The sequence below is a fragment of the Halobacillus sp. genome, assembly GCF_049282395.1.
Taxonomy (GTDB): domain Bacteria; phylum Bacillota; class Bacilli; order Bacillales; family Halobacillaceae; genus Halobacillus.
Map to the genome: position 1 here is coordinate 32644 of NZ_JBAPTY010000167.1, position 22017 is coordinate 54660.

Consider the following 22017-nt stretch of genomic DNA (forward strand, 5'->3'; position numbering starts at 1 on the left):
AAATATTTCAATTTAAATATATCGCTACTTAATTAAAGGAGGAAATATACTATGGGTAAAGAAAAATTCGACCGGTCCAAGTCCCACGTTAACATTGGTACAATTGGACACGTTGACCACGGTAAAACAACATTAACTGCAGCAATCACTACAGTACTTCACAAGCGTTCTGGATCTGGATCTGCAATGGCTTATGACATGATCGACGGTGCTCCTGAAGAGCGCGAACGTGGAATCACGATCTCAACTGCACACGTTGAGTACGAAACTGAAAACCGCCACTATGCACACGTTGACTGCCCAGGTCACGCTGACTATGTTAAAAACATGATTACTGGTGCTGCTCAAATGGACGGCGCGATCCTAGTTGTATCTGCAGCTGACGGTCCAATGCCACAAACACGTGAGCACATCCTGCTTTCTAAAAACGTAGGTGTACCAGCGATCGTTGTATTCCTTAACAAAGTTGACATGGTAGACGACGAAGAGCTTCTTGAACTAGTTGAAATGGAAGTTCGCGACCTACTTTCTGAGTATGACTTCGATGGTGATGAAGCTCCAGTAATCAGCGGTTCAGCTCTTAAAGCACTTGAAGGCGAAGAGCAGTACGAGCAAGCAATCTATGACCTTATGGATGCTGTTGATGAGCACATCCCAACTCCAGATCGTGACACTGACAAACCATTCATGATGCCAGTTGAGGACGTATTCTCAATCACTGGCCGTGGTACTGTTGCAACAGGCCGTGTTGAGCGTGGACAAGTTAAAGTCGGTGACGAAGTTGAAATCATTGGTATGGCTGAAGCAGCTCGCAAGACTACCGTTACTGGTGTTGAAATGTTCCGTAAGCTTCTAGACTATGCTGAAGCAGGCGACAATATCGGTGCACTACTACGTGGTGTTAACCGTGAAGACATCAACCGCGGTCAAGTTCTAGCTAAACCTGGTTCTATCACTCCACACACAAACTTCAAAGCTGAAGTTTATGTACTAGCTAAAGACGAAGGTGGACGTCATACTCCATTCTTCTCAAACTACCGCCCACAGTTCTACTTCCGTACTACGGACGTAACTGGTGTTATTCAACTTCCAGAAGGTGTAGAAATGGTTATGCCTGGCGATAACGTTGAAATGACTGTTGAACTTATTTCTCCAATCGCGATTGAAGACGGAACTCGTTTCTCAATCCGTGAAGGTGGACGTACAGTAGGTTCTGGCGTAGTTAGTGAAATCACTAAATAATTGCCAAAATAAATGATTGAGCAGCAGCTGAAAAGCTGCTGCTCATTTTTTTGTGGGAAAGTGGTTGAAATAAGAGTTTTCTTTTGTTGTAATGGAAGGTGGAAATTTTGGAGCGAAATATCATCTTCATGGAAAGAAATACACTTTGTTTTATAGAAAGTACTTTAAAACATATTAACCCTTGAATTTGATCTCAAAGGTTAGTATAATAATTTAGGTGTTCATATATAAAAATTATGGATTTATCCTTGCATTGACCGAATTTCTTCTATATAATGAGTAATGTTGGTCATAAAAGGCGATGAAGCGAAAGGTTGTTGACACACCCGGCCCCTTTGCCATGGCTAGTGAGTCAAGTTTTTTCGCGGAGAATGTCTGTTTCAAAAATGGGCGAAGAAGGAGGGAAAATAATGGCAAAAGAGAAAATTCGTATTCGTTTAAAAGCGTATGATCATAGGGTGTTAGATCAATCTGCAGAGAAGATTGTAGACACTGCGAAGCGTTCTGGAGCTAATGTATCTGGTCCAATTCCGCTTCCAACTGAACGTTCTATCTATACAGTACTTCGTGCTACACACAAGTACAAAGATGCTCGTGAACAGTTTGAAATGCGCACACACAAACGTCTTATCGACATTGTCAATCCAACACCACAGACCGTTGATTCATTGATGCGTTTGGATCTACCATCTGGTGTGGATATCGAAATCAAATTATAAATTAAACTGAACTATATAGGAGGTGTAACGGATGACGAAAGGAATCTTAGGACGCAAAGTCGGCATGACTCAAATCTTTTCTGAAGACGGTGAGTTAATTCCAGTAACAGTTGTACAAGCTGAGCCAAACGTTGTTCTTCAAAAGAAAACAACAGGAAATGACGGCTATGAAGCAATCCAACTTGGTTTTGCTGATGAAAAATCAAATCGTTTGAAAAAAGCAGCTAAAGGTCATGCTGAAAAAGCAAACACAACACCTAAGCGCTACGTTCGTGAATTCCGTAATGCAAACCTTGATGACTATGAACTTGGTCAAGAGGTTAAGGTGGATATTTTCGAAGCTGGTGATGTAATTGATGTTACAGGAACTTCAAAAGGTAAAGGATTCCAGGGGGCAATTAAGCGCCATAACCAATCTACTGGACCTATGACTCACGGTTCCCGCTATCACCGTCGTCCAGGTACAATGGGTCCAATTGATCCAAACCACGTACTAAAAGGCAAAAAATTGCCAGGACAAATGGGTAGTGAAACAGTAACACTTCAAAACCTTGAGGTAGTGAGAGTTGACGCTGAACGTAACTTACTGCTTATTAAAGGTAATGTACCAGGTGCGAAAAAATCGTACGTTAAAGTCTCAAGTGCAATCAAGGCTAGCAAATAATTAACGGAAGGGAGGATATGTCATGCCTAAAGTAGCACTATTAAACCAAAGCGGCTCTAATGTTGGAGATGTCGAATTGAATGATGCCGTATTTGGGATCGAACCTAATACTCACGTATTACACGAAACTGTGTTGATGCAACGCGCGAATCTTCGCCAAGGCACACACAAAGTTAAAGGGCGTTCTGAAGTTAGCGGCGGTGGACGTAAGCCGTGGCGCCAAAAAGGTACCGGCCGTGCACGTCAAGGATCCATCCGTTCCCCACAATGGGTAGGCGGTGGAACTGTATTCGGTCCGTCACCACGCAGTTACAGCTACACAATGCCTAAAAAAGTACGTCGCTTAGCTCTACAGTCTGCTTATTCTTCTAAAGTAAAAGAAGAGAACATTATCGTTCTTGAGAGTCTTTCTCTAGACGCTCCAAAAACTAAAGAAGTAGTAAGCCTTCTTAAAGCTCTTGATGTAAACGAAAAGGCATTGATTGTCACAGCAGAGAAAGATGAAAATGTAACTCTTTCTTCTAATAATATCCCTACAGTGAAAAGTTCATCTGTAGAAGAAGTAAGTGTGTTAGATTTACTAACGCATGATAAGCTGATCCTAACGAAGGAAGCAGCTGAAAAAGCAGGGGAGGTGCTCTCATAATGAAAGAACCACGTGATATCATTAAGCGCCCTGTCATAACTGAGCAATCTGCTGATCTTATGGGAGAAAAGAAATATACGTTTGAAGTTAGCCCAGCCGCTAACAAAACTGAAATTAAAAAAGCAGTTGAAGAAATCTTTAATGTAAGTGTTGATTCAGTTAACACGATGAACCTTAAAGGTAAATTTAAACGTATGGGTCGCTATGGCGGCTACCGTTCTGATCGTAAGAAAGCAGTAGTTACTTTGACTGAAGACAGCGAAGAACTAGAATTCTTTGAAGTATAAACTATAAATCTTAATTAAAAAGGAGGGAAAAAAGATGGCGATTAAAAAGTTCCGACCAATTACTAATGGTCGCAGACACATGTCAGTATCTGATTTCGCTGAAATTACCACTGACAAACCTGAACGCTCCCTTGTTACTCCACTCCACAAACGTGGTGGACGTAATAACCAAGGTAAGCTGACAGTTCGTCATCAAGGCGGAGGTCACAAGCGTCAATACCGTATCATCGACTTTAAACGTGATAAAGATGGAATACCTGGACGCGTTGCTACGATTGAATACGATCCAAACCGCTCCGCTAACATTGCGCTAATCAACTACGTTGATGGAGAAAAGCGTTATATCCTGGCTCCAAAAGGAGTGAAGGTAGGCACGGAAATCATTTCTGGTGTAGGTGCAGATATCAAACCTGGTAACTCTCTTGCATTGAAAGATATTCCTGTAGGTACAATCATTCACAACGTAGAACTTAAGCCAGGACGCGGAGGACAGCTTGTACGTTCTGCAGGCGCATCCGCTCAAATTCTAGGTCGTGAAGAAAAATACACTCTTGTTCGCTTAACTTCTGGTGAAGTTCGCCTCGTACTAAGCACTTGCCGTGCAACAATCGGTCAAGTTGGTAATCTGGAACACGAACTAATCAGTGTTGGTAAAGCTGGACGTTCCCGCTGGCAAGGCAAGCGCCCAACTGTACGTGGTTCTGTTATGAACCCTAGTGATCACCCACACGGTGGTGGTGAAGGCCGTGCGCCAATCGGTATGCCTTCTCCTGTTACTCCATGGGGTAAACCAACTCTTGGGTACAAGACAAGAAAACGCAACAAGCAATCTGATAAATATATCGTTCGTAGAAGAGGTAAAAAATAACGGAATTGTCGGGCGGGCGATAATACCCGTCTTTCAATTGCGAAGGGAGGTTTATTCATGGGCCGCAGCCTGAAAAAGGGACCTTTTGTAGATGATCATTTGATGAAAAAAGTTGAGAAGTTGAACGAAGACAGTAAACACCAAGTGGTGAAGACATGGTCTCGTCGTTCTACCATCTTCCCTAACTTTGTCGGACACACAATTGCCGTTTATGACGGACGTAAACACGTACCAGTTTATGTGACAGAAGATATGGTCGGACATAAGCTAGGTGAATTCGCGCCAACCCGTACGTTCAAGGGACACTCTGGCGATGACAAGAAAACAAAACGCTAAGTAGAGAGGAGGCACTCTAATGCAAGCTAAAGCAGTTGCTAAAACCGTTCGCATCGCTCCTCGCAAAGCCCGATTAGTAATCGATCTGATTCGGGGGAAAGAGGTAGGTGAAGCGCTCGCGACATTGAATTTAAAACAGCGCGGCGCATCACCAGTAGTTGAGAAACTTCTTAACTCTGCGATTGCAAATGCAGAACACAATTATGAAATGGATCCGGAGAATTTATATGTTTCCGAAGCGTTTGTTAATGAAGGTGTAACTCTTAAACGTTTCCGCCCACGTGCAATGGGACGTGCAAGCCAAATTAATAAACGTACCAGCCACATTACAGTGGTCGTATCAGAAATAAAGGAGGGATAATCAGTGGGTCAAAAAATTAATCCAGTAGGTCTTCGTATCGGCGTCATCCGTGATTGGGAATCCAAATGGTACGCTGGCAAAGACTACGCAGACTTGTTACATGAAGATATTAAGATTCGTGAATTTGTTGAAAAACGTCTAAAAGACGCTGCTATTTCTACTGTTGAAATTGAACGTGCAGCTAACCGCGTAAACATCACCATACACACGGCGAAACCAGGTATGGTTATCGGTAAAGGCGGCTCTGAAGTTGAAGCGCTTCGTAAAGCTCTCAACGAATTGACCGGCAAACGCGTTCACATTAACATTGTGGAAGTTAAAAAGCCTGATTTGGATGCTACACTTGTAGCTGACAATATCGCTCGTCAGTTAGAAAACCGTGTTTCTTTCCGTCGTGCTCAAAAACAAACACTTCAACGCGCTATGCGTGCAGGAGCTAAAGGTATTCGTACCCAAGTATCTGGTCGTCTAGGTGGCGCGGATATCGCTCGTGCAGAATATTACAGTGAAGGAACAGTACCACTACACACACTTCGTGCAGACATCGATTATGGAACTGCAGAAGCAGACACCACTTACGGAAAACTTGGTGTTAAAGTGTGGATCTACCGTGGAGAAGTCCTTCCAACTAAAACAGACAAGTAAGGAAGGGGGAAAAGCATTATGTTAATGCCAAAACGTGTTAAATATCGTAAACAACACCGTACTAGCTTAAAAGGCCGTGCGAAAGGCGGTACTGAAGTATCATTCGGAGAGTATGGTTTGCAAGCTATCGACCCAGCGTGGATCACAGCCCGCCAAATCGAGGCATCGCGTATTGCGATGACTCGTTATATGAAACGTGGCGGTAAAGTATGGATTAAAATCTTCCCTGACAAGCCTTATACTGCTAAACCCCTAGAAGTTCGTATGGGTTCCGGTAAAGGTGCTCCAGAAGGTTTCGTAGCTGTAGTGAAACCAGGGAAAATCATGTTTGAAATCGCAGGAGTTTCTGAAGAGGTGGCACGCGAAGCACTTCGCCTTGCATCTCACAAACTTCCGATTCGTACTAAATTTGTAAAACGTGAAGAAATTGGTGGTGAAATCAATGAAGGCTAATGAAATCCGCGAATTAACCACTGCCGAAATTGAACAAAAAGTTAAGTCTCTAAAAGAAGAACTTTTTAACCTGCGCTTTCAGCTGGCAACAGGTCAACTTGAGAACACTGCACGTATCCGTGAAGTTCGCAAGTCCATCGCTCGTATGAAAACTGTTGCTCGTGAACGTGAGCTAGGCGTAAATAACTAATAGATGAGAGGAGGTCACCCTCACATGACTGAACGTAACAATCGTAAAGTTTACACTGGCCGTGTCGTATCTGACAAAATGGATAAAACCATCACTGTCTTAGTTGAAACTTACAAATTCCACAAACTTTATGGCAAACGCGTAAAGTATTCTAAAAAATTCAAGACTCATGACGAAAATAACCAGGCTAAAACTGGAGATGTTGTCCGTATTATGGAAACTCGTCCGCTATCAGCAACGAAACGTTTCCGCCTGCTAGAAGTCGTAGAAGAGTCCGTAATTATCTAATTAAAGTTCGCTCGGAGTTAATCCGAAGGGAGGTTACATGGTATGATTCAACAGGAGTCTCGTTTAAAAGTTGCAGACAACTCTGGTGCCCGTGAAATCCAAACGATTAAAGTTTTGGGCGGATCTGGTCGTAAAACAGCAAATATCGGTGACATTATCACCGCAACTGTGAAACAAGCAACACCAGGGGGCGTTGTTAAAAAAGGTGAGGTAGTTAAAGCAGTTATCGTACGTTCTAAAAGCGGTATGCGCCGTAAAGATGGTTCTTACATTCGTTTCGATGAAAACGCAGCAGTAATCGTTCGTGATGATAAAGGACCACGCGGTACCCGTATCTTTGGACCGGTAGCTCGTGAACTTCGTGAAGCTAAATTCATGAAGATCGTATCTCTAGCTCCAGAAGTATTATAATGTTCGAACGAAATGCCTTGTTAAGGAGGTGCGCGAAGCATGCACGTAAAAAAAGGTGACAAAGTAATGGTTATTACTGGTAAGGATAAAGGCAAGCAAGGTACGATCCTTGAAGCTTATCCTAAAAAGGAACGTGTTCTTGTAGAAGGTGTTAACGAAGTTAAAAAACACGCTAAACCATCACAAGAAAATCCCCAAGGTGGAATCCTGACACAGGAAGCATCTATCCACGTTTCTAACGTATTACCGATCGATCCTAAGACTGGCGAGCCAACACGTGTTGGATACAAAGTCGAGGACGGTAAGAAAGTTCGTATCGCGAAAAAATCTGGTGAAGCACTAGATAAATAATCCAGATATGAAAGGAGGGCCACACGATGAACGAACTACAAAAACAATATCAAGAAGAAATTGTTCCATCTTTGATGAACAAATTTGAATATGAGTCAGTTATGCAGACGCCTAAAGTCGAGAAAATCGTTATCAACATGGGTGTTGGTGATGCTGTTCAGAACGCAAAAGCTCTGGATACAGCAGTAGAAGAATTAACATTAATTTCAGGTCAAAAACCTGTCATTACGAAAGCTAAGAAATCAATCGCAGGTTTCCGTCTACGTGAAGGTATGCCTATCGGTGCAAAAGTTACCCTTCGCGGAGAGCGTATGTACGAATTCTTCCAAAAGCTTATCTCAGTATCTCTACCACGTGTGCGTGACTTCCGTGGTATTTCTAAAAAAGCTTTTGACGGACGTGGAAACTACACACTTGGCGTTAAAGAACAATTAATTTTCCCAGAAATTAATTACGATAAAGTAAATAAAGTGCGTGGTATGGACATCGTTATCGTTACTACAGCTGATTCTGACGAAGAAGCTCGTGAGCTATTGACTCAATTCGGTATGCCGTTTCAGAAATAACGATCTAACCATAAGGAGGGAAAATAGTGGCTAAAAAATCAATGGTCGCGAAACAGAAGCGTAACCAGAAGTATCAAGTACGTGAGTACACACGCTGTGAACGTTGCGGACGTCCTCACTCTGTACTTCGTAAGTTTAAGCTTTGCCGTATTTGTTTCCGTGAACTTGCATATAAAGGACAAATCCCTGGTGTCAAAAAAGCCAGCTGGTAAACCCGAGACAGGGAAGGAGGTAAATGAGTTATGACAATGACAGATCCAATTGCAGATATGCTTACGCGTATTCGTAACGCTAACATGGTACGTCACGAGAAGCTTGAGCTCCCAGCTTCCAACTTAAAGAAAGAAATTGCTGACATTCTAAAACGTGAAGGTTTTGTACGTGATTATGAATATGTTGAAGATAGTAAACAAGGCGTTCTTCGCATCTTCCTTAAGTACGGACAAAGCAACGAACGTGTAATCAGCGGTCTGAAACGTATCAGTAAACCAGGACTACGTGTTTACGCAAAAGCTGAAGAGCTTCCAAAAGTTCTTAATGGACTTGGTATAGCCGTAGTATCTACTTCAAAAGGTGTATTAACAGATAAAGAAGCTCGTGAACAAGCCATCGGTGGCGAAGTCCTAGCTTATATCTGGTAGAAAACTCAGATAAGACAGGAGGTGCAAAAATATGTCTCGCGTAGGTTTAAAAACATTAGAAATTCCTGAAGGTGTAGAAGTCATTCAGGATAACAATACGATCACAGTAAAAGGTCCAAAAGGCGAATTGACTCGTACTTTCCACAAGGACATGACAGTGAAGATTGAAGATAATGTTCTTACAGTAGAGCGTCCTAGTGACCACAAAGAACATCGTGCTCTTCACGGTACTACCCGCAGCCTGATCGCTAACATGGTTGAAGGTGTTTCCAAAGGATACGAAAAATCCCTTGAAATTATTGGTGTAGGTTATCGTGCTCAAAAGCAGGGAGAAAAAGTCGTTATTAACGCTGGCTATTCCCACCCTGTTGAGGTCCCTAACCGCGAAGGTATTGAAATTGAAATCCCTACCAACACGAAGTTAACCATCAAAGGTATCGACAAAGAATTAGTCGGAGCTGTTGCTGCCAAAATCCGTGCGATCCGTCCACCAGAACCTTATAAAGGTAAAGGTATTCGTTACCAGGGTGAGCGTGTACGCAGTAAAGAAGGTAAATCAGCTAAGTAAGATTCGTAGGTAATGTATAGAAAGGAGTGACCCAGATGATCACAAAGGCAGATAAGAATGTCGTTCGTAAAAAGCGTCATGCACGCGTTCGTAAGAATGTTTTCGGAACAGCTGAACGTCCGCGTTTGAACGTATATCGCTCTAACAAACACATTTATGCTCAATTAATCAATGACGAGAGCCAAGTAACTGTAGCGAGCGCATCTACTATGGAAAACGGCTTTGATCTAGACGTAACAGGTAACGTAGAAGCTGCTCAAAGAGTCGGCGAATTGCTTGCGAAGCGTGCGGTTGATAACGGTTATGATATCGTAGTATTTGACCGCGGAGGTTACTTGTACCATGGACGTGTGAAAGCTCTAGCAGAAGCCGCGCGTGAAGCCGGCCTACAATTTTAATCGTTAAAGGAGGGACATAAATGAATAACAAAATTGACCCTAATAAATTAGATCTTGAAGAACGCGTAGTAACAATCAATCGTGTTGCAAAAGTTGTAAAAGGCGGACGCCGTTTCCGTTTTGCTGCATTGGTTGTTGTAGGAGATAAAAATGGTCATGTAGGTTTTGGTACAGGAAAAGCTCAAGAAGTACCAGAAGCTATCAAGAAGGCAATTGATGATGCTAAGAAAAACCTAATTACAGTACCAATTAAAGATACGACTATTCCACACGAGATTACTGGACGTTTCGGTGCAGGAAGCATTTTGATGAAACCAGCTGCTGAAGGTACTGGAGTCATCGCAGGTGGACCTGTCCGTGCGGTACTTGAGCTTGCAGGTGTCCAAGACATCCTTTCTAAGTCACTAGGTTCTAACACACCTATTAACATGGTGCGTGCAACACTTACTGGACTTAGCGAGCTTAAGCGCGCAGAAGACGTTGCAAGACTTCGTGGGAAGTCCGTAGAAGAACTGTAGGATAAGGAGGGAAATATAATGGCTAAAAAACAATTAGAAATTACCCTCACGCGCAGTGTTATTAGTAGACCGAAGGATCAACGCTCTACTGTCAAGGCGCTGGGTCTGAATAAGATCCGTCAAACTGTCGTACTTGAAGATAACCCAGCGATCCGAGGTATGGCTAATAAGGTATCTCACCTTGTATCGATTAAAGAAGTTTAACTAGAAAAGAAATAAGGAGGTGCTCGCATGAAACTGCATGAACTAAAAGCGGCAAAAGGCGCTCGTAAAGAACGTAATCGTGTAGGTCGTGGAATGGCTTCTGGAAATGGTAAAACATCCGGTCGTGGCCACAAAGGACAGGGTCAGCGCTCTGGCAGCAAAACTCGTCCAGGCTTCGAAGGTGGACAAATGCCACTATTCCAGCGTCTTCCAAAACGTGGTTTCACTAACGTACACCGTAAGGAATTTGCGATTATCAACCTTGATGCTCTTAACCGTTTTGAAGAGGGAACAGAGGTTACTCCTGAACTAATGCTTGAATCTGGTGCGGTAAGCAACCAAAAATCCGGAATTAAAGTTCTTGGTAAAGGATCTATCGATAAAAAACTTACAGTGAAAGCTCATAAGTTCTCTGCTTCAGCGAAAGAAGCAATTGAAGCAGCGGGCGGTCAAACTGAGGTGATTTAATGTTCCGTACAATCTCCAATTTTATGCGCGTGGGTGATATTCGACGGAAAATCTTTTTCACTTTAGCTATGCTGATCGTATTCCGGTTAGGGACATTCATCCCTGTACCATTTACAAACAGAGATGCTATTAACTTCATGGATGAACAAAACGCTTTCGGCTTTTTGAACACATTTGGAGGCGGGGCATTACAGAACTTCTCCATCTTTGCCATGGGGATCATGCCTTACATCACAGCCTCAATCATCATGCAATTGTTACAGATGGATGTTGTCCCTAAGTTTGCGGAATGGAAAAAGCAAGGTGAAGTCGGCCGTCGAAAATTAGCTCAGTTTACCCGCTATGGAACGATCGCTCTCGCTTTCATTCAGGCAATTGGAATGTCAATCGGTTTTAATGCCCTGGCCGGCGGTCAATTGATCGTAGATCCGGGCGTTACGAAATTCCTGGTAATTGCTCTGGTATTAACAGGCGGAACAGCTTTCCTAATGTGGCTTGGTGAACAAATCACTTCCCACGGCGTCGGAAATGGTATTTCCATTCTGATCTTTGCGGGTATTGTAGCTGCGATTCCTACCGGTGTTAACCAGTTGTATGATCAGTATATCTCCGGTGCAGGAGATCAGCTGTTTATCAATCTTGTGATCATTGCGTTAATCGCACTTGTTATAGTGGCCGTTGTAGTTGGAGTTATTTTCATCCAGCAGGCACTGCGTAAAATTCCTATCCAGTATGCCAAGCGCTTGGTAAACCGTTCTCCTGTTGGAGGACATTCCACACACTTGCCAATCAAGGTTAATGCTGCAGGAGTAATTCCAGTAATCTTCGCGATATCCTTTATTATCGCGCCTAGAACAGTAGCTGGATTCTTCGAAAATAGTGAAATAGCATCTGTTATTCAATATATCTTTGATTACCAGAATTGGCCTGGAATGATTATCTATGTAGCGTTGATCATTGCCTTCACTTATTTCTATACATTTGTTCAGGTTAACCCAGAACAAATGGCAGAGAACTTGAAGAAGCAAGGCGGGTATATCCCGGGGATACGTCCTGGTGCAAATACAGAAACGTATTTGACGCGTGTGATGTACCGGTTAACGTTTGTAGGATCTCTCTTCCTGGCAGCTGTCTCAATACTGCCGATCATCTTAGGTTCTGTGGCACAACTGCCGCCAACCGTTCAAATTGGCGGAACCAGCTTACTCATCGTTGTTGGGGTTGCTCTGGAAATGATGAAACAGCTGGAGAGTCAGCTTGTGAAACGTCACTATAAAGGTTTTATTAAATAATTAGTGAAGAACTAATGAATAATGAGAGCGAGGGGAACACGTTGAACTTAATTCTGATGGGTCTTCCTGGTGCTGGTAAAGGCACACAGGCAGAGAAGATAGTCGAAAAATATAACATCCCTCATATCTCAACTGGAGATATGTTCCGTTTAGCTATCAAAGAAGGAACAGCGCTAGGTAAGGAAGCAAAATCATATATGGACAAAGGCGAATTGGTTCCCGATGAAGTTACCATCGGAATCGTTCGCGAGCGTCTGAGCAAACCGGATTGTAAGGAAGGTTTTCTTCTGGATGGCTTCCCGAGAACCATTGCTCAAGCTGACGCCCTTGAAAATTTGTTAAGCGATATGGATGACACGATAGACCATGTGCTTCATATTGATGTTCCAAAAGACCAACTCATCGAGCGTCTGACTGGACGACGCATCTGCCCGACTTGCGGTGCCACTTATCATGTAGTATTCAATCCTCCAAAAGAGGAAGGAAAATGCGACCATGATGGCTCTGAGTTGATTCAGCGAGAAGACGATCAACCGGAAACTGTAAGGAAGCGCCTTGAAGTGAATGTGGAACAACAGCAGCCACTTCTGGACTTCTACCGCGACAAAGGATATTTAGTATCTTTTGAAGGGGATAAGGATATCAACGACGTATTCAAAAACATTGATGAAGTACTTGGAGACCTATCTAAATGATTAGTTGTAAAACACCACGGGAATTAGATATCATGCGTGAAGCTGGCAGGATAGTCGCCTTAACGCACCAGGAGCTGGAAAGAAATATTCGCCCAGGCATAACGACTGGCGAATTGGATAAGATTGCTGATGATTTCATACGCAGTATGGATGCAATCCCATCTTTTAAAGGTTATAATGGATTCCGTGGTAGTATTTGCGTATCGGTCAATGAAGAGCTCGTCCATGGAATACCTGGTGATCGGGTATTGGATGAAGGAGATATTATAAGTATTGATATTGGTGCTAAATACCAAGGTTATCATGGTGACTCGGCCTGGACGTATCCAGTCGGCACTGTAGATGATAAAACATTGGATTTGCTAAAAGTGACAGAGACATCATTGTTCAAAGGACTTGATGAAGCAATCCCAGGTGAGCGCCTTTCAAATATATCCCATGCCATTCAAAGCTACGCAGAATCGAAAGGATATTCGATTGTACGTGAGTATGTAGGACACGGAGTAGGCAAGGAACTTCATGAGGATCCCCAGATTCCTCATTACGGTCCGCCGAATAAAGGTCCTCGACTCAAGCCTGGAATGGTATTGGCTGTAGAACCAATGGTGAACGCGGGGACACGTTACGTGAAAACCCTGCCTGATCGTTGGACTGTGGTCACAAAAGATGGTAAAATGTGTGCGCATTTTGAACACACCATCGCGATTACAGAAGAGGGTTACGAAGTATTAACAAAATCCTAAATGAAGGTGATCGTGTTTGAACGAATCTGAGTCGAGTCCACGAATAGGTCAAATTGTTCGTATTGTGCAGGGGCGTGAGGCAGGACAGTATGCGGTAGTTATCGATGTACTGGATGGCCGCTTTGTGCTGCTTGCCGACGGAGAGAAGCGTAAGTATGATCGACCAAAGAAAAAGAATTTGCAGCATATTGAGCTTATGGATTTCATCTCTCCGGAAGTCCAGAACAGCCTTCTAGAAACTGGTCGTGTCACAAATGGCAAGCTTCGATTTGCCGTATCAAAATATGTCAATGAAGCAGTGACTGATTTGAAGAAGGGAGATCAACTCGATGGCGAAAGACGATGTAATTGAAGTAGAGGGGACAATCGTTGAAACCTTACCTAATGCACAGTTTAAGGTTGAACTCGAGAACGGTCATACCGTATTAGCGCACGTTTCTGGTAAAATTCGCATGCACTTCATTCGAATTCTACCAGGGGACAAAGTGACGGTTGAGCTTTCCCCGTATGATTTAAGTAAAGGACGTATTACGTACCGTTATAAATAAAAACTCCGATCTTAAAGGAGGTATGGATGATGAAGGTAAGGCCTTCTGTAAAACCAATTTGCGAAAAATGCAAAGTCATCAAACGAAAAGGTAAAGTCATGGTAATCTGTGAAAACCCTAAGCATAAACAAAAACAAGGTTAATCTGAAGGAGGTGTACGTAGCACATGGCACGTATAGCAGGTGTAGACGTTCCGCGCGATAAGCGCATCGTCGTTTCATTAACTTATATCTATGGTGTTGGTAAATCACTAGCTGCTGAGATTCTGGCTGAAGCCGGCGTTTCAGAGAACACTCGTGTTCGCGATCTTACAGAAGACGAACTTGCTAAGATTCGTAAAGCAGTTGATAACCAAAACGTTGAAGGTGATCTTCGCCGTGAGAACTCTCTAAACATTAAACGTTTGATTGAGATCGGTTCTTACCGTGGAATCCGTCACCGCCGCGGGCTTCCGCTTCGTGGACAAAAGACAAAAAACAACTCTCGTACACGTAAAGGCCCACGTCGTACAGTGGCCAACAAGCGTAAATAAACGAAAGATAAAGGAGGTAAGCTAACCTTATGGCACGTAAAGGACACACACGTACTCGTAAACGTAAGGCGAAAAAGAATATAGAGTCGGGAATGGCACACATCCGCTCTACATTCAACAACACAATCGTTACGATCACTGATGTTCAAGGAAACGTCATCAGCTGGAGCAGTTCAGGTTCCCTTGGTTTCAAAGGATCCCGTAAATCTACTCCATTTGCTGCTCAAATGGCTTCAGAAGCTGCAGCGAAAGATGCTATGGACAACGGTATGAAAACTCTAGAAGTTACAGTTAAAGGCCCTGGTGCAGGTCGTGAAGCAGCGATCCGTTCACTACAAGCAGCAGGTCTTGATATCACGGCAATCCGTGACGTGACTCCAGTTCCACACAATGGTTGCCGTCCACCAAAACGTCGTCGCGTATAATAGTTCTGAATAGAATTTGTCACCCTGTCTATAATGGGTTATGATAGGTTTTTAAATCAATCGCATGTAGACAGTGAAAAAAGCAGTTGTCTTGTATCGGAACTGCCTACCTGAGGAATTTCGGTTAGACTAGAGGTCTAACCGGGGTTTCGACGTTTTGAAGGAGGGTTTAGTGTAAATGATCGAAATTGAAAAGCCAAAAATTGAAACGGTTGAGATCAGCGATGAGTCCACTTTTGGTAAGTTCGTCGTAGAACCGCTTGAGCGTGGGTATGGTACAACTCTAGGTAACTCCTTGCGTCGTATCCTATTATCCTCACTTCCTGGCTCTGCTGTAACATCAGTTCAAATTGAGGGTGTTCTTCACGAATTCTCGACTATTGATGGTGTCGTAGAAGATGTAACCACTGTCATTTTGAATCTGAAGAAACTAGCTTTGAAAGTTTATTCTGACGAAGAAAAGACTTTAGAGATTGATGTGCAGGGTGAAGGAAAAGTCACAGCTGCAGATATTACGCATGATAGTGATGTTGAAGTTCTTAACCCGGATCTTCATATCGCCACATTAGATAGCACAGCTAATCTTCGCATGCGTATTACAGCGGAACGTGGTCGAGGATATCGACCTGCAGAAGGAAACAACCATGAGGACCTGCCTATTGGCGTGATCCCGGTTGATTCAATCTTTACGCCAGTATCCCGCGTAACGTATCAAGTTGAAAATACAAGAATTGGTCAAACTTCAAACTTCGATAAACTTACTTTGGACGTGTGGACAGACGGAAGCATTCGTCCCGAAGAAGCCATTTCTCTTGGAGCTAAGATCTATATGGAGCACCTCAATATCTTTGTCGGCTTAACTGATGAAGCTCAAAAGGCTGAAATCATGGTTGAAAAAGAAGAGGACCAAAAAGAGAAAGTTCTGGAGATGACGATTGAAGAGCTTGATCTTTCCGTTCGTTCATACAACTGCTTGAAGCGTGCTGGTATTAATACAGTACAGGAACTTGCGAATAAATCGGAAGAAGATATGATGAAAGTCCGAAACCTTGGACGCAAGTCACTTGAAGAAGTGAAGTACAAGTTGGATGAACTTGGACTAGGTTTAAGAAAAGAAGACTGATTAATAGAGCATCACAGAGTTAACGGTAAGGGAGGGATTATCAATGGCTAGAAAACTAGGACGTACAACTGATCAACGTTTGGCGCTTCTTCGCAACTTAGCGACCGACTTGATCATTCATGAGCGTTTAGAAACAACAGAAGCTAAAGCAAAAGAGCTTCGTTCTGTGGTAGAAAAAATGATTACTCTAGGTAAACGCGGCGATCTTCATGCCCGTCGTCAAGCTGAGTCATTCCTCTATAAGGCTGACGCTGATGAAGAAGGAGATCAAACAGCTTTACAAAAGCTATTCTCTGACATTGGCCCACGCTACGAGGACCGTCAAGGTGGTTACACTCGCGTGCTTAAGCTAGGCGAGCGTAAAGGTGATGGAGCTAAAATGGCGATCATTGAATTAGTTTAATGACTACCACTGGTATAAAAGGGCAGGAATGAATCTCATCGTGAGGTTGAATCCAGCCCTTTTTTTATTTGTCAAAAATACTATATCTACTTTGGCCTGAAGGTCTCAAAAATATGTTATGGATGTAAGCAAAGGTCTGAAATCCAGAAATATGTCGTATTTCCTGGGAAATAGTCAGATGAGTGGAGGGGAAATGTATGGGGAACACTCAGATCGAGTTTAGAAATGTTTCATTTCGGTACCAGGAAGATATGCCGTGGGTTCTGAAAGACGTAAGTTTTACGATTTATAATAATGAATGGGTAGCCATGATTGGGCATAACGGTTCTGGGAAATCTACCATTGCTAAGTTAATGAATGGATTGTTATTTCCTCAAGAAGGGGAAATCCTGGTAGACGGACAACCCGTGACCGCTTCTACTGTATGGGAGATACGGAGGAAAGTAGGAATGGTTTTTCAGAATCCGGACAACCAGTTTGTCGGTACCACTGTTAGAGACGACGTCGCTTTTGGTATGGAGAATCACGGTATGGCAAGAGACTTAATGTTAGAACGTATTACAGAGAGCTTAGAAGCCGTTGGGATGAATGGTTATGAACGCCATGAGCCTCATCGGCTTTCCGGAGGGCAAAAACAAAGAGTCGCCATTGCCAGTGTTCTGGCTGTATCGCCCCAATATATTATTCTGGATGAAGCAACTGCGATGCTTGATCCTAAAGGTCGAAAAGAAATTATGGAAACCATTCGTGAAGTGCAATCCGCGCGGGATCTTTCCCTCGTCACTATTACTCATGATTTATTAGAAGTTACACAGGCGGACAGGGTGATTGTAATGAACAAGGGAGAGATCTGGATGGAAGGCACTCCAAGAGAGCTCTTCACGAAGAAGAAACAATTAATTGAAATTGGCTTAGATACTCCTTTTGTAAGCAAACTGGCAGATGAATTAAAGGGTGCTGGTCTGCCTCTAACACGTGAGCCACTGAATCACCAGGAGTTACTGGAGGAATTATGGACATTTCATTCGACAAGGTAAGTTATACCTATCAACCCAATACCCCATTTGAGCACCGAGCGTTGGATGAGGTGTCCTTTAGGATCAACTCCGGTTCCTACGTAGCTGTAATAGGTCATACAGGATCAGGTAAATCGACTCTTATACAGCATTTGAATGGACTGCTTCAACCGACTAGTGGTGAGGTTAAAGTTGGAGAATATCACCTTAAGGCTAATAAAAAAAACAAGCAGCTTAGAAAGCTTCGTGAACAAGTGGGAGTTGTGTTTCAGTACCCTGAGCACCAATTATTCGAGGAAACCGTAGCAAAGGATATTGCATTTGGTCCTCAGAACTTTGGGGTGCCGCAAGAAGAAATCCACCGAAGAACACGAGAAGCCGTAAAAGCAACTCAAATTCATGAGGACCTCCTCGAACGATCTCCTTTTGATCTAAGCGGTGGTCAAATGCGCCGGGTAGCTATTTCGGGAGTTCTTGCCATGGATCCGAGAGTACTTGTGCTTGATGAGCCCACCGCAGGTCTGGATCCTAATGGCCAGAAAGAAATCATGCATATGTTCCATCGCCTGCATAAAGATAAGCAACTCACTACGGTCCTAGTCACTCACAGCATGGAAGATGCACTTGCTTATGCAGATCACATTGTGATTCTCAATCAGGGTAAGGTTTATATGGAAGGTGCTCCGCTTGAGATCTTTAAACAACAACAAGCGCTTGAGGGTGTGCAGCTTGATGTGCCTGAGGTCATACAGTTTGTAACAAAAGTCAGGGATCAGCTCGGAGTGGAACTTGAATACACGGGTCAGAGCATAGCAGAATTAGCAAAGGAATTAACCCGTATAGTGAAAGGGGACCGGGTGTATGAGTAATTCAATGATCATCGGTCAGTATATTCCGGGTGATTCGTTTGTTCACCGGCTGGATCCAAGGTCTAAAATTGCGATTATTTTTTTCTTTGTCATCATTGTGTTTTTTGCTAATTCTGTTATGAGTTATGGACTTCTTGCTTTGTTTGCTATCGGGAGTGCTGTCACTTCGCGTATCCCGCTCAGCTATATTATGAAGGGCCTTAAGCCTGTATGGTTTTTGGTAATTTTCACTTTCCTGCTTCATCTTATAGTAACCAAACAGGGAGAGGTATTGGTCAGTATATTAGGATGGGAGATATATGAAGAGGGTCTCATTCAGGGAGCTGCCATATCCCTTCGGTTCTTTCTATTAATCATGGTGACGTCCCTTTTAACATTTACTACTACACCTATTGAAATTACGGATGCGATAGAAGAGCTTTTAGGCCCCTTGAAAAAAGTGAACTTTCCTGTACACGAACTAGCCTTAATGATGTCTATTTCTCTAAGATTTATTCCTACTCTTATGCAAGAAACAGAGAAAATATCAAAAGCACAGGCTTCCAGGGGTGTAGATTTCCGCACAGGCTCATTTAAAGACCGTGTGAAGGCGGTAATCCCTCTTTTGGTACCTTTGTTTGTCAGTGCTTTTAAAAGAGCTGAGGAGCTTGCTATGGCCATGGAAGCGCGAGGTTATCAAGGCGGTGAAGGCCGGACAAAATTAAGAGAGCTCCACTTAGGTAAATCAGATGTCTATTTATATATCATGTTCATTTTATTAGTGATCGGGCTTTTCTTAACCAGAAGTTAAATGGAGGAAAACGTTTTGCAGCGAATACGATGTATCATTCAGTATGACGGTACCAACTATGCTGGGTATCAAGTTCAATTAAATGGAAAAACCGTACAAGAGGAGTTAGAAAAAGTTCTTACTAAAATGCATAAGGGCCGGAAAATAAAAGTGATAGCTTCTGGGCGAACGGACTCCGGGGTTCATGCGATCGGACAAGTTATTCATTTCGATACCGAGCTGAAGCTTCCAATGCAGAATTGGAAACGTGCCCTCGCTACTATGCTTCCTGCAGACATAACGGTAACAAAAGCTGAACCGGTAAGCAGCGATTTTCATGCTCGCTACGATACCACGGGAAAAGAATACCGCTATTTCATTTGGAACTCTAAAGAACCTAATATTTTTAAGCGCCATTATTATTATCATATTAGAAAAGAATTGGATGTCCCGGCTATGAAAGAAGCTTGCCGGTATATAGAAGGGGAGCATGACTTTACTTCTTTTTGTTCACCAAAGTCAGATGTGAAAGGCAGCAAAGTACGCACCATTCATCAGGCTTCTGTGGTTCAGAAGGGTGAAGAACTCATGTTTCAATTCAAAGGCTCAGGTTTCTTGTATAATATGGTAAGGATCATTGTAGGCACATTGCTTGAAGTAGGACATCATGAAAGAGAACCAGCAGATATTCCGTCTATTATTGAGAAAGAGAATCGTGAATTCGCAGGAAATACGGCTCCTCCTCATGGACTTTTCTTATGGAAGGTCGACTATGAATAAGGGCGGAGAATAATTTTTTTATAATAACAACGATTCCTGGTGTGTATTCTCTTGACATTAGTAATAAGAGTGTTATATTATATTCTATGGCATTTTATTTCTATACCACGATTAGCCCCGGAAACTAATCGTATTTGAGATAAATAAACGAAGCTTTGTAAAAATTAACAATTCAGGAGGGAAACCGACATGCGCACAACTTTCATGGCAAATGAAAACAACGTGGAACGTAAATGGTATGTTGTGGATGCTGCAGGGCAGACACTTGGCCGTTTATCAAGCGAAGTTGCTGCGATCCTTCGCGGTAAAAATAAACCAACGTACACTCCCCATGTTGACACAGGTGATCATGTAATCATCATCAACGCAGGAGAGATTCAATTGACTGGTAACAAAATCAATGACAAGATCTACTATCGTCATTCAAACCACCCAGGTGGCTTGAAAGCCCGTTCAGCTAACGAAATGCGCACGAAATACCCAGAGCAAATGCTAGAACTTGCTGTTAAAGGTATGCTGCCAAAAGGAAGCCTTGGACGTAAGATGGGTAAGAAACTTCATGTTTATGCTGGTAACGAACACAAGCATGAAGCACAACAACCAGAAGTTTACGAACTTCGCGGATAATAAAAGGAGGTAATCAAGAGTGGCACAAGTACAATACTCCGGTACTGGACGTCGTAAGAAATCAACTGCTCGTGTACGTCTTGTTCCAGGAACTGGTCGTGTAGTAGTCAACAAACGTGATGCTGAAGACTTCTTTCCATATGAAACTCTTCGCATGATTCTGAAACAGCCTTTAGCTGTTACAGAAACAGAAGGTAACTATGATGTTTATGTAAACGTAGACGGTGGAGGATTCACTGGACAAGCTGGTGCAATCCGTCACGGTATCGCTCGTGCTTTGTTAGAAGCAGATCCAGAATACCGTACACCACTAAAACGCGCAGGATTGCTAACGCGTGACGCACGTATGAAAGAGCGTAAGAAATACGGTCTTAAAGGTGCTCGTCGTGCTCCACAGTTCTCCAAGCGTTAATATCTTTCTATCAAACCCTCTGGCCTATCCGGCCGGAGGGTTTTTTGGTTTCTAAAAGGTATGACCTCTCATCTGTTCATATTCTTCACTCTTGTCCCATATAGTGAATTAGGGAGTTTAAGGAGTGTGGAATAATGATCCGTAAAATGAAGACCCCCTTATGGTTAGTGGGAATAATTATACTAGTCTGCCTTGTATCTTATCCACTTCAGGAAGCGAAAGATGCCTGGACTATGTGGTCATCCCCTTTATCCGGAAAGGTTATTGTGCTTGATCCGGGACATGGAGGTCCTGATGGTGGAGCAGAAGGGAAGGATGGTACACAGGAGAAAGAAATCACCCTGCGTATGAGTGAATATTTGCGTGACTATCTGCAAGAAGCAGGAGCACTTGTGTATTTAACCAGAAATGAAGATAAGGACCTCTCTTCTGAGAATGCCGGGAGTTTATCAAGGCGGAAATCAGAAGATATTCGTAACCGGGTTCAATACATTAAAGAAAAAGAAGCGGATTTTTATATAAGCATTCATTTAAATGCTATACCATCTCCTAAGTGGAGAGGAGCCCAGACATTCTTTAATTCAAATACCCCTGAAAGTGAACATCTGGCTAAATTTATTCAATCTGAAATTCGAACGAATCTTGAAAACACTGACCGGCAGGCCATGGATTTGACATCCATTTATCTTCTTAAACATGTAGAGGCTCCAGGAGTCCTTGTGGAAGCGGGGTTTCTATCGAACGGAGATGAACGGGAGCTGCTTAAGTCGGAGGAGTATCAAAGAAAGATGGCTGCCTCTATTTATCAGGGTATACTTCGATATGTAACAGAAAGAGAATATCCCGCTGAAAATGGATTGTAAGCATATTACTTAGAAAGCGTTTCAGATATGTTATACTAGCATTATTGAACATTTCTAAGGATGGTGAACGGCTTTGTTAACACAAGAAAAAGTACT

General features: G+C 42.9%; 38 protein-coding genes and 1 pseudogene. All 39 read left to right on the top strand.

Translation table 11 applies throughout. The annotated features are described in order from the left end of the window. Window positions 1-51: 51 nt before the first annotated feature. The 39 genes and pseudogenes from tuf (at window position 52) to cwlD (ending at window position 21921) form a co-directional block, all read left to right on the top strand. Window positions 52-1242: an elongation factor Tu gene (gene tuf, locus WAM07_RS07530; protein ID WP_089752380.1), complete on the top strand. Its 1191-nt coding sequence runs from the start codon at window positions 52-54 to the stop codon at window positions 1240-1242. Between the two features lie 410 nt (window positions 1243-1652). Continuing rightward, window positions 1653-1961, top strand: coding sequence for a 30S ribosomal protein S10 (gene rpsJ / locus WAM07_RS07535; RefSeq protein ID WP_014641420.1), 309 nt, complete (start codon window positions 1653-1655; stop codon window positions 1959-1961). Between the two features lie 31 nt (window positions 1962-1992). Then, window positions 1993-2625, top strand: coding sequence for a 50S ribosomal protein L3 (gene rplC, locus WAM07_RS07540; protein ID WP_014641421.1), 633 nt, complete (start codon window positions 1993-1995; stop codon window positions 2623-2625). Window positions 2626-2647: 22 nt separating this feature from the next. Continuing rightward, window positions 2648-3271, top strand: coding sequence for a 50S ribosomal protein L4 (gene rplD / locus WAM07_RS07545; protein WP_422165902.1), 624 nt, complete (start codon window positions 2648-2650; stop codon window positions 3269-3271). Beyond that, a complete protein-coding gene (gene rplW / locus WAM07_RS07550; protein ID WP_014641423.1) occupies window positions 3271-3558 on the top strand; it encodes a 50S ribosomal protein L23 in 288 nt (95 codons plus the stop codon). Before rplD ends, rplW begins: the two co-directional genes overlap by 1 nt. A 34-nt stretch (window positions 3559-3592) precedes the next feature. After that, window positions 3593-4426: a 50S ribosomal protein L2 gene (rplB, locus tag WAM07_RS07555; RefSeq protein ID WP_014641424.1), complete on the top strand. Its 834-nt coding sequence runs from the start codon at window positions 3593-3595 to the stop codon at window positions 4424-4426. A gap of 57 nt (window positions 4427-4483) precedes the next feature. Next, window positions 4484-4762, top strand: coding sequence for a 30S ribosomal protein S19 (gene rpsS, locus WAM07_RS07560; RefSeq protein WP_014641425.1), 279 nt, complete (start codon window positions 4484-4486; stop codon window positions 4760-4762). Between the two features lie 19 nt (window positions 4763-4781). Further along, window positions 4782-5123 carry a 50S ribosomal protein L22 gene (rplV, locus tag WAM07_RS07565; RefSeq protein ID WP_422165903.1) on the top strand — a complete coding sequence of 114 codons (342 nt, stop codon included), beginning with the start codon at window positions 4782-4784 and terminating at the stop codon, window positions 5121-5123. Window positions 5124-5126: 3 nt separating this feature from the next. Beyond that, window positions 5127-5793: pseudogene (gene rpsC / locus WAM07_RS07570) on the top strand (30S ribosomal protein S3). Beyond that, window positions 5787-6221 carry a 50S ribosomal protein L16 gene (gene rplP, locus WAM07_RS07575; protein ID WP_014641428.1) on the top strand — a complete coding sequence of 145 codons (435 nt, stop codon included), beginning with the start codon at window positions 5787-5789 and terminating at the stop codon, window positions 6219-6221. The pseudogene rpsC and the gene rplP overlap by 7 nt, the downstream one beginning before the upstream one ends. Beyond that, window positions 6211-6411: a 50S ribosomal protein L29 gene (gene rpmC, locus WAM07_RS07580; protein WP_008636054.1), complete on the top strand. Its 201-nt coding sequence runs from the start codon at window positions 6211-6213 to the stop codon at window positions 6409-6411. Before rplP ends, rpmC begins: the two co-directional genes overlap by 11 nt. A 24-nt stretch (window positions 6412-6435) precedes the next feature. Then, complete coding sequence (rpsQ, locus tag WAM07_RS07585; RefSeq protein WP_014641429.1) at window positions 6436-6699, top strand: 30S ribosomal protein S17; 264 nt, start codon at window positions 6436-6438, stop codon at window positions 6697-6699. 42 nt (window positions 6700-6741) lie between these two features. Next, window positions 6742-7110, top strand: coding sequence for a 50S ribosomal protein L14 (gene rplN / locus WAM07_RS07590; RefSeq protein ID WP_014641430.1), 369 nt, complete (start codon window positions 6742-6744; stop codon window positions 7108-7110). Between the two features lie 39 nt (window positions 7111-7149). Continuing rightward, window positions 7150-7461: a 50S ribosomal protein L24 gene (gene rplX / locus WAM07_RS07595; RefSeq protein WP_014641431.1), complete on the top strand. Its 312-nt coding sequence runs from the start codon at window positions 7150-7152 to the stop codon at window positions 7459-7461. 26 nt (window positions 7462-7487) lie between these two features. Further along, window positions 7488-8027, top strand: coding sequence for a 50S ribosomal protein L5 (gene rplE, locus WAM07_RS07600; RefSeq protein ID WP_014641432.1), 540 nt, complete (start codon window positions 7488-7490; stop codon window positions 8025-8027). A gap of 26 nt (window positions 8028-8053) precedes the next feature. Next, a complete protein-coding gene (locus WAM07_RS07605) occupies window positions 8054-8239 on the top strand; it encodes a type Z 30S ribosomal protein S14 (protein ID WP_014641433.1) in 186 nt (61 codons plus the stop codon). A gap of 30 nt (window positions 8240-8269) precedes the next feature. Next, the gene (gene rpsH, locus WAM07_RS07610) at window positions 8270-8668 is read left to right on the top strand and encodes a 30S ribosomal protein S8 (protein WP_089752385.1); all 399 of its coding nucleotides are present in this window, start codon (window positions 8270-8272) and stop codon (window positions 8666-8668) included. 31 nt (window positions 8669-8699) lie between these two features. Continuing rightward, window positions 8700-9236, top strand: a complete 537-nt coding sequence (gene rplF / locus WAM07_RS07615; RefSeq protein WP_422165904.1) for a 50S ribosomal protein L6 — start codon at window positions 8700-8702, stop codon at window positions 9234-9236. Window positions 9237-9271: 35 nt separating this feature from the next. Next, window positions 9272-9634 carry a 50S ribosomal protein L18 gene (gene rplR / locus WAM07_RS07620; RefSeq protein WP_014641436.1) on the top strand — a complete coding sequence of 121 codons (363 nt, stop codon included), beginning with the start codon at window positions 9272-9274 and terminating at the stop codon, window positions 9632-9634. 20 nt (window positions 9635-9654) lie between these two features. Beyond that, complete coding sequence (rpsE, locus tag WAM07_RS07625) at window positions 9655-10152, top strand: 30S ribosomal protein S5 (protein WP_014641437.1); 498 nt, start codon at window positions 9655-9657, stop codon at window positions 10150-10152. Window positions 10153-10170: 18 nt separating this feature from the next. Next, window positions 10171-10356 (top strand): 50S ribosomal protein L30, encoded by a 186-nt coding sequence (gene rpmD, locus WAM07_RS07630; RefSeq protein ID WP_014641438.1) that lies wholly within the window; start codon window positions 10171-10173, stop codon window positions 10354-10356. A gap of 27 nt (window positions 10357-10383) precedes the next feature. Next, complete coding sequence (gene rplO / locus WAM07_RS07635) at window positions 10384-10824, top strand: 50S ribosomal protein L15 (protein ID WP_014641439.1); 441 nt, start codon at window positions 10384-10386, stop codon at window positions 10822-10824. Continuing rightward, window positions 10824-12116, top strand: a complete 1293-nt coding sequence (gene secY, locus WAM07_RS07640; protein ID WP_422165905.1) for a preprotein translocase subunit SecY — start codon at window positions 10824-10826, stop codon at window positions 12114-12116. The genes rplO and secY overlap by 1 nt, the downstream gene beginning before the upstream one ends. Before the next feature lie 41 nt (window positions 12117-12157). Beyond that, a complete protein-coding gene (locus WAM07_RS07645) occupies window positions 12158-12811 on the top strand; it encodes an adenylate kinase (protein WP_422165906.1) in 654 nt (217 codons plus the stop codon). Continuing rightward, window positions 12808-13554 (top strand): type I methionyl aminopeptidase, encoded by a 747-nt coding sequence (gene map, locus WAM07_RS07650; protein WP_422165907.1) that lies wholly within the window; start codon window positions 12808-12810, stop codon window positions 13552-13554. Before WAM07_RS07645 ends, map begins: the two co-directional genes overlap by 4 nt. A 16-nt stretch (window positions 13555-13570) precedes the next feature. Beyond that, window positions 13571-13906, top strand: coding sequence for a KOW domain-containing RNA-binding protein (locus tag WAM07_RS07655; protein ID WP_014641443.1), 336 nt, complete (start codon window positions 13571-13573; stop codon window positions 13904-13906). After that, window positions 13884-14102, top strand: a complete 219-nt coding sequence (gene infA / locus WAM07_RS07660; protein ID WP_422165908.1) for a translation initiation factor IF-1 — start codon at window positions 13884-13886, stop codon at window positions 14100-14102. The genes WAM07_RS07655 and infA overlap by 23 nt, the downstream gene beginning before the upstream one ends. A gap of 29 nt (window positions 14103-14131) precedes the next feature. Continuing rightward, entirely contained in the window at window positions 14132-14245 is a 114-nt protein-coding gene (gene rpmJ / locus WAM07_RS07665; RefSeq protein WP_002509257.1) for a 50S ribosomal protein L36, read from the top strand. A gap of 23 nt (window positions 14246-14268) precedes the next feature. After that, a complete protein-coding gene (gene rpsM / locus WAM07_RS07670; RefSeq protein ID WP_014641445.1) occupies window positions 14269-14634 on the top strand; it encodes a 30S ribosomal protein S13 in 366 nt (121 codons plus the stop codon). 29 nt (window positions 14635-14663) lie between these two features. Continuing rightward, window positions 14664-15059 carry a 30S ribosomal protein S11 gene (gene rpsK, locus WAM07_RS07675; protein WP_014641446.1) on the top strand — a complete coding sequence of 132 codons (396 nt, stop codon included), beginning with the start codon at window positions 14664-14666 and terminating at the stop codon, window positions 15057-15059. 178 nt (window positions 15060-15237) lie between these two features. Beyond that, on the top strand, window positions 15238-16182 hold the full coding sequence (locus tag WAM07_RS07680) for a DNA-directed RNA polymerase subunit alpha (RefSeq protein ID WP_014641447.1): 945 nt from the start codon (window positions 15238-15240) through the stop codon (window positions 16180-16182). A 43-nt stretch (window positions 16183-16225) separates the two neighbouring features. Further along, window positions 16226-16585, top strand: a complete 360-nt coding sequence (rplQ, locus tag WAM07_RS07685; RefSeq protein WP_014641448.1) for a 50S ribosomal protein L17 — start codon at window positions 16226-16228, stop codon at window positions 16583-16585. Window positions 16586-16782: 197 nt separating this feature from the next. Next, a complete protein-coding gene (locus WAM07_RS07690; protein ID WP_422165909.1) occupies window positions 16783-17622 on the top strand; it encodes an energy-coupling factor ABC transporter ATP-binding protein in 840 nt (279 codons plus the stop codon). Beyond that, on the top strand, window positions 17598-18470 hold the full coding sequence (locus WAM07_RS07695) for an energy-coupling factor ABC transporter ATP-binding protein (protein WP_422165910.1): 873 nt from the start codon (window positions 17598-17600) through the stop codon (window positions 18468-18470). Before WAM07_RS07690 ends, WAM07_RS07695 begins: the two co-directional genes overlap by 25 nt. Further along, window positions 18463-19260, top strand: a complete 798-nt coding sequence (locus WAM07_RS07700) for an energy-coupling factor transporter transmembrane component T family protein (protein ID WP_422165911.1) — start codon at window positions 18463-18465, stop codon at window positions 19258-19260. The genes WAM07_RS07695 and WAM07_RS07700 overlap by 8 nt, the downstream gene beginning before the upstream one ends. A 15-nt stretch (window positions 19261-19275) precedes the next feature. Next, entirely contained in the window at window positions 19276-20019 is a 744-nt protein-coding gene (gene truA, locus WAM07_RS07705) for a tRNA pseudouridine(38-40) synthase TruA (RefSeq protein ID WP_422165912.1), read from the top strand. A 189-nt stretch (window positions 20020-20208) separates the two neighbouring features. Then, complete coding sequence (rplM, locus tag WAM07_RS07710; RefSeq protein ID WP_014641453.1) at window positions 20209-20646, top strand: 50S ribosomal protein L13; 438 nt, start codon at window positions 20209-20211, stop codon at window positions 20644-20646. Window positions 20647-20665: 19 nt separating this feature from the next. Continuing rightward, entirely contained in the window at window positions 20666-21058 is a 393-nt protein-coding gene (gene rpsI, locus WAM07_RS07715) for a 30S ribosomal protein S9 (RefSeq protein ID WP_014641454.1), read from the top strand. A 134-nt stretch (window positions 21059-21192) separates the two neighbouring features. Further along, entirely contained in the window at window positions 21193-21921 is a 729-nt protein-coding gene (cwlD, locus tag WAM07_RS07720; RefSeq protein WP_422165913.1) for an N-acetylmuramoyl-L-alanine amidase CwlD, read from the top strand. The last annotated feature ends 96 nt before the right edge of the window (window positions 21922-22017 follow it).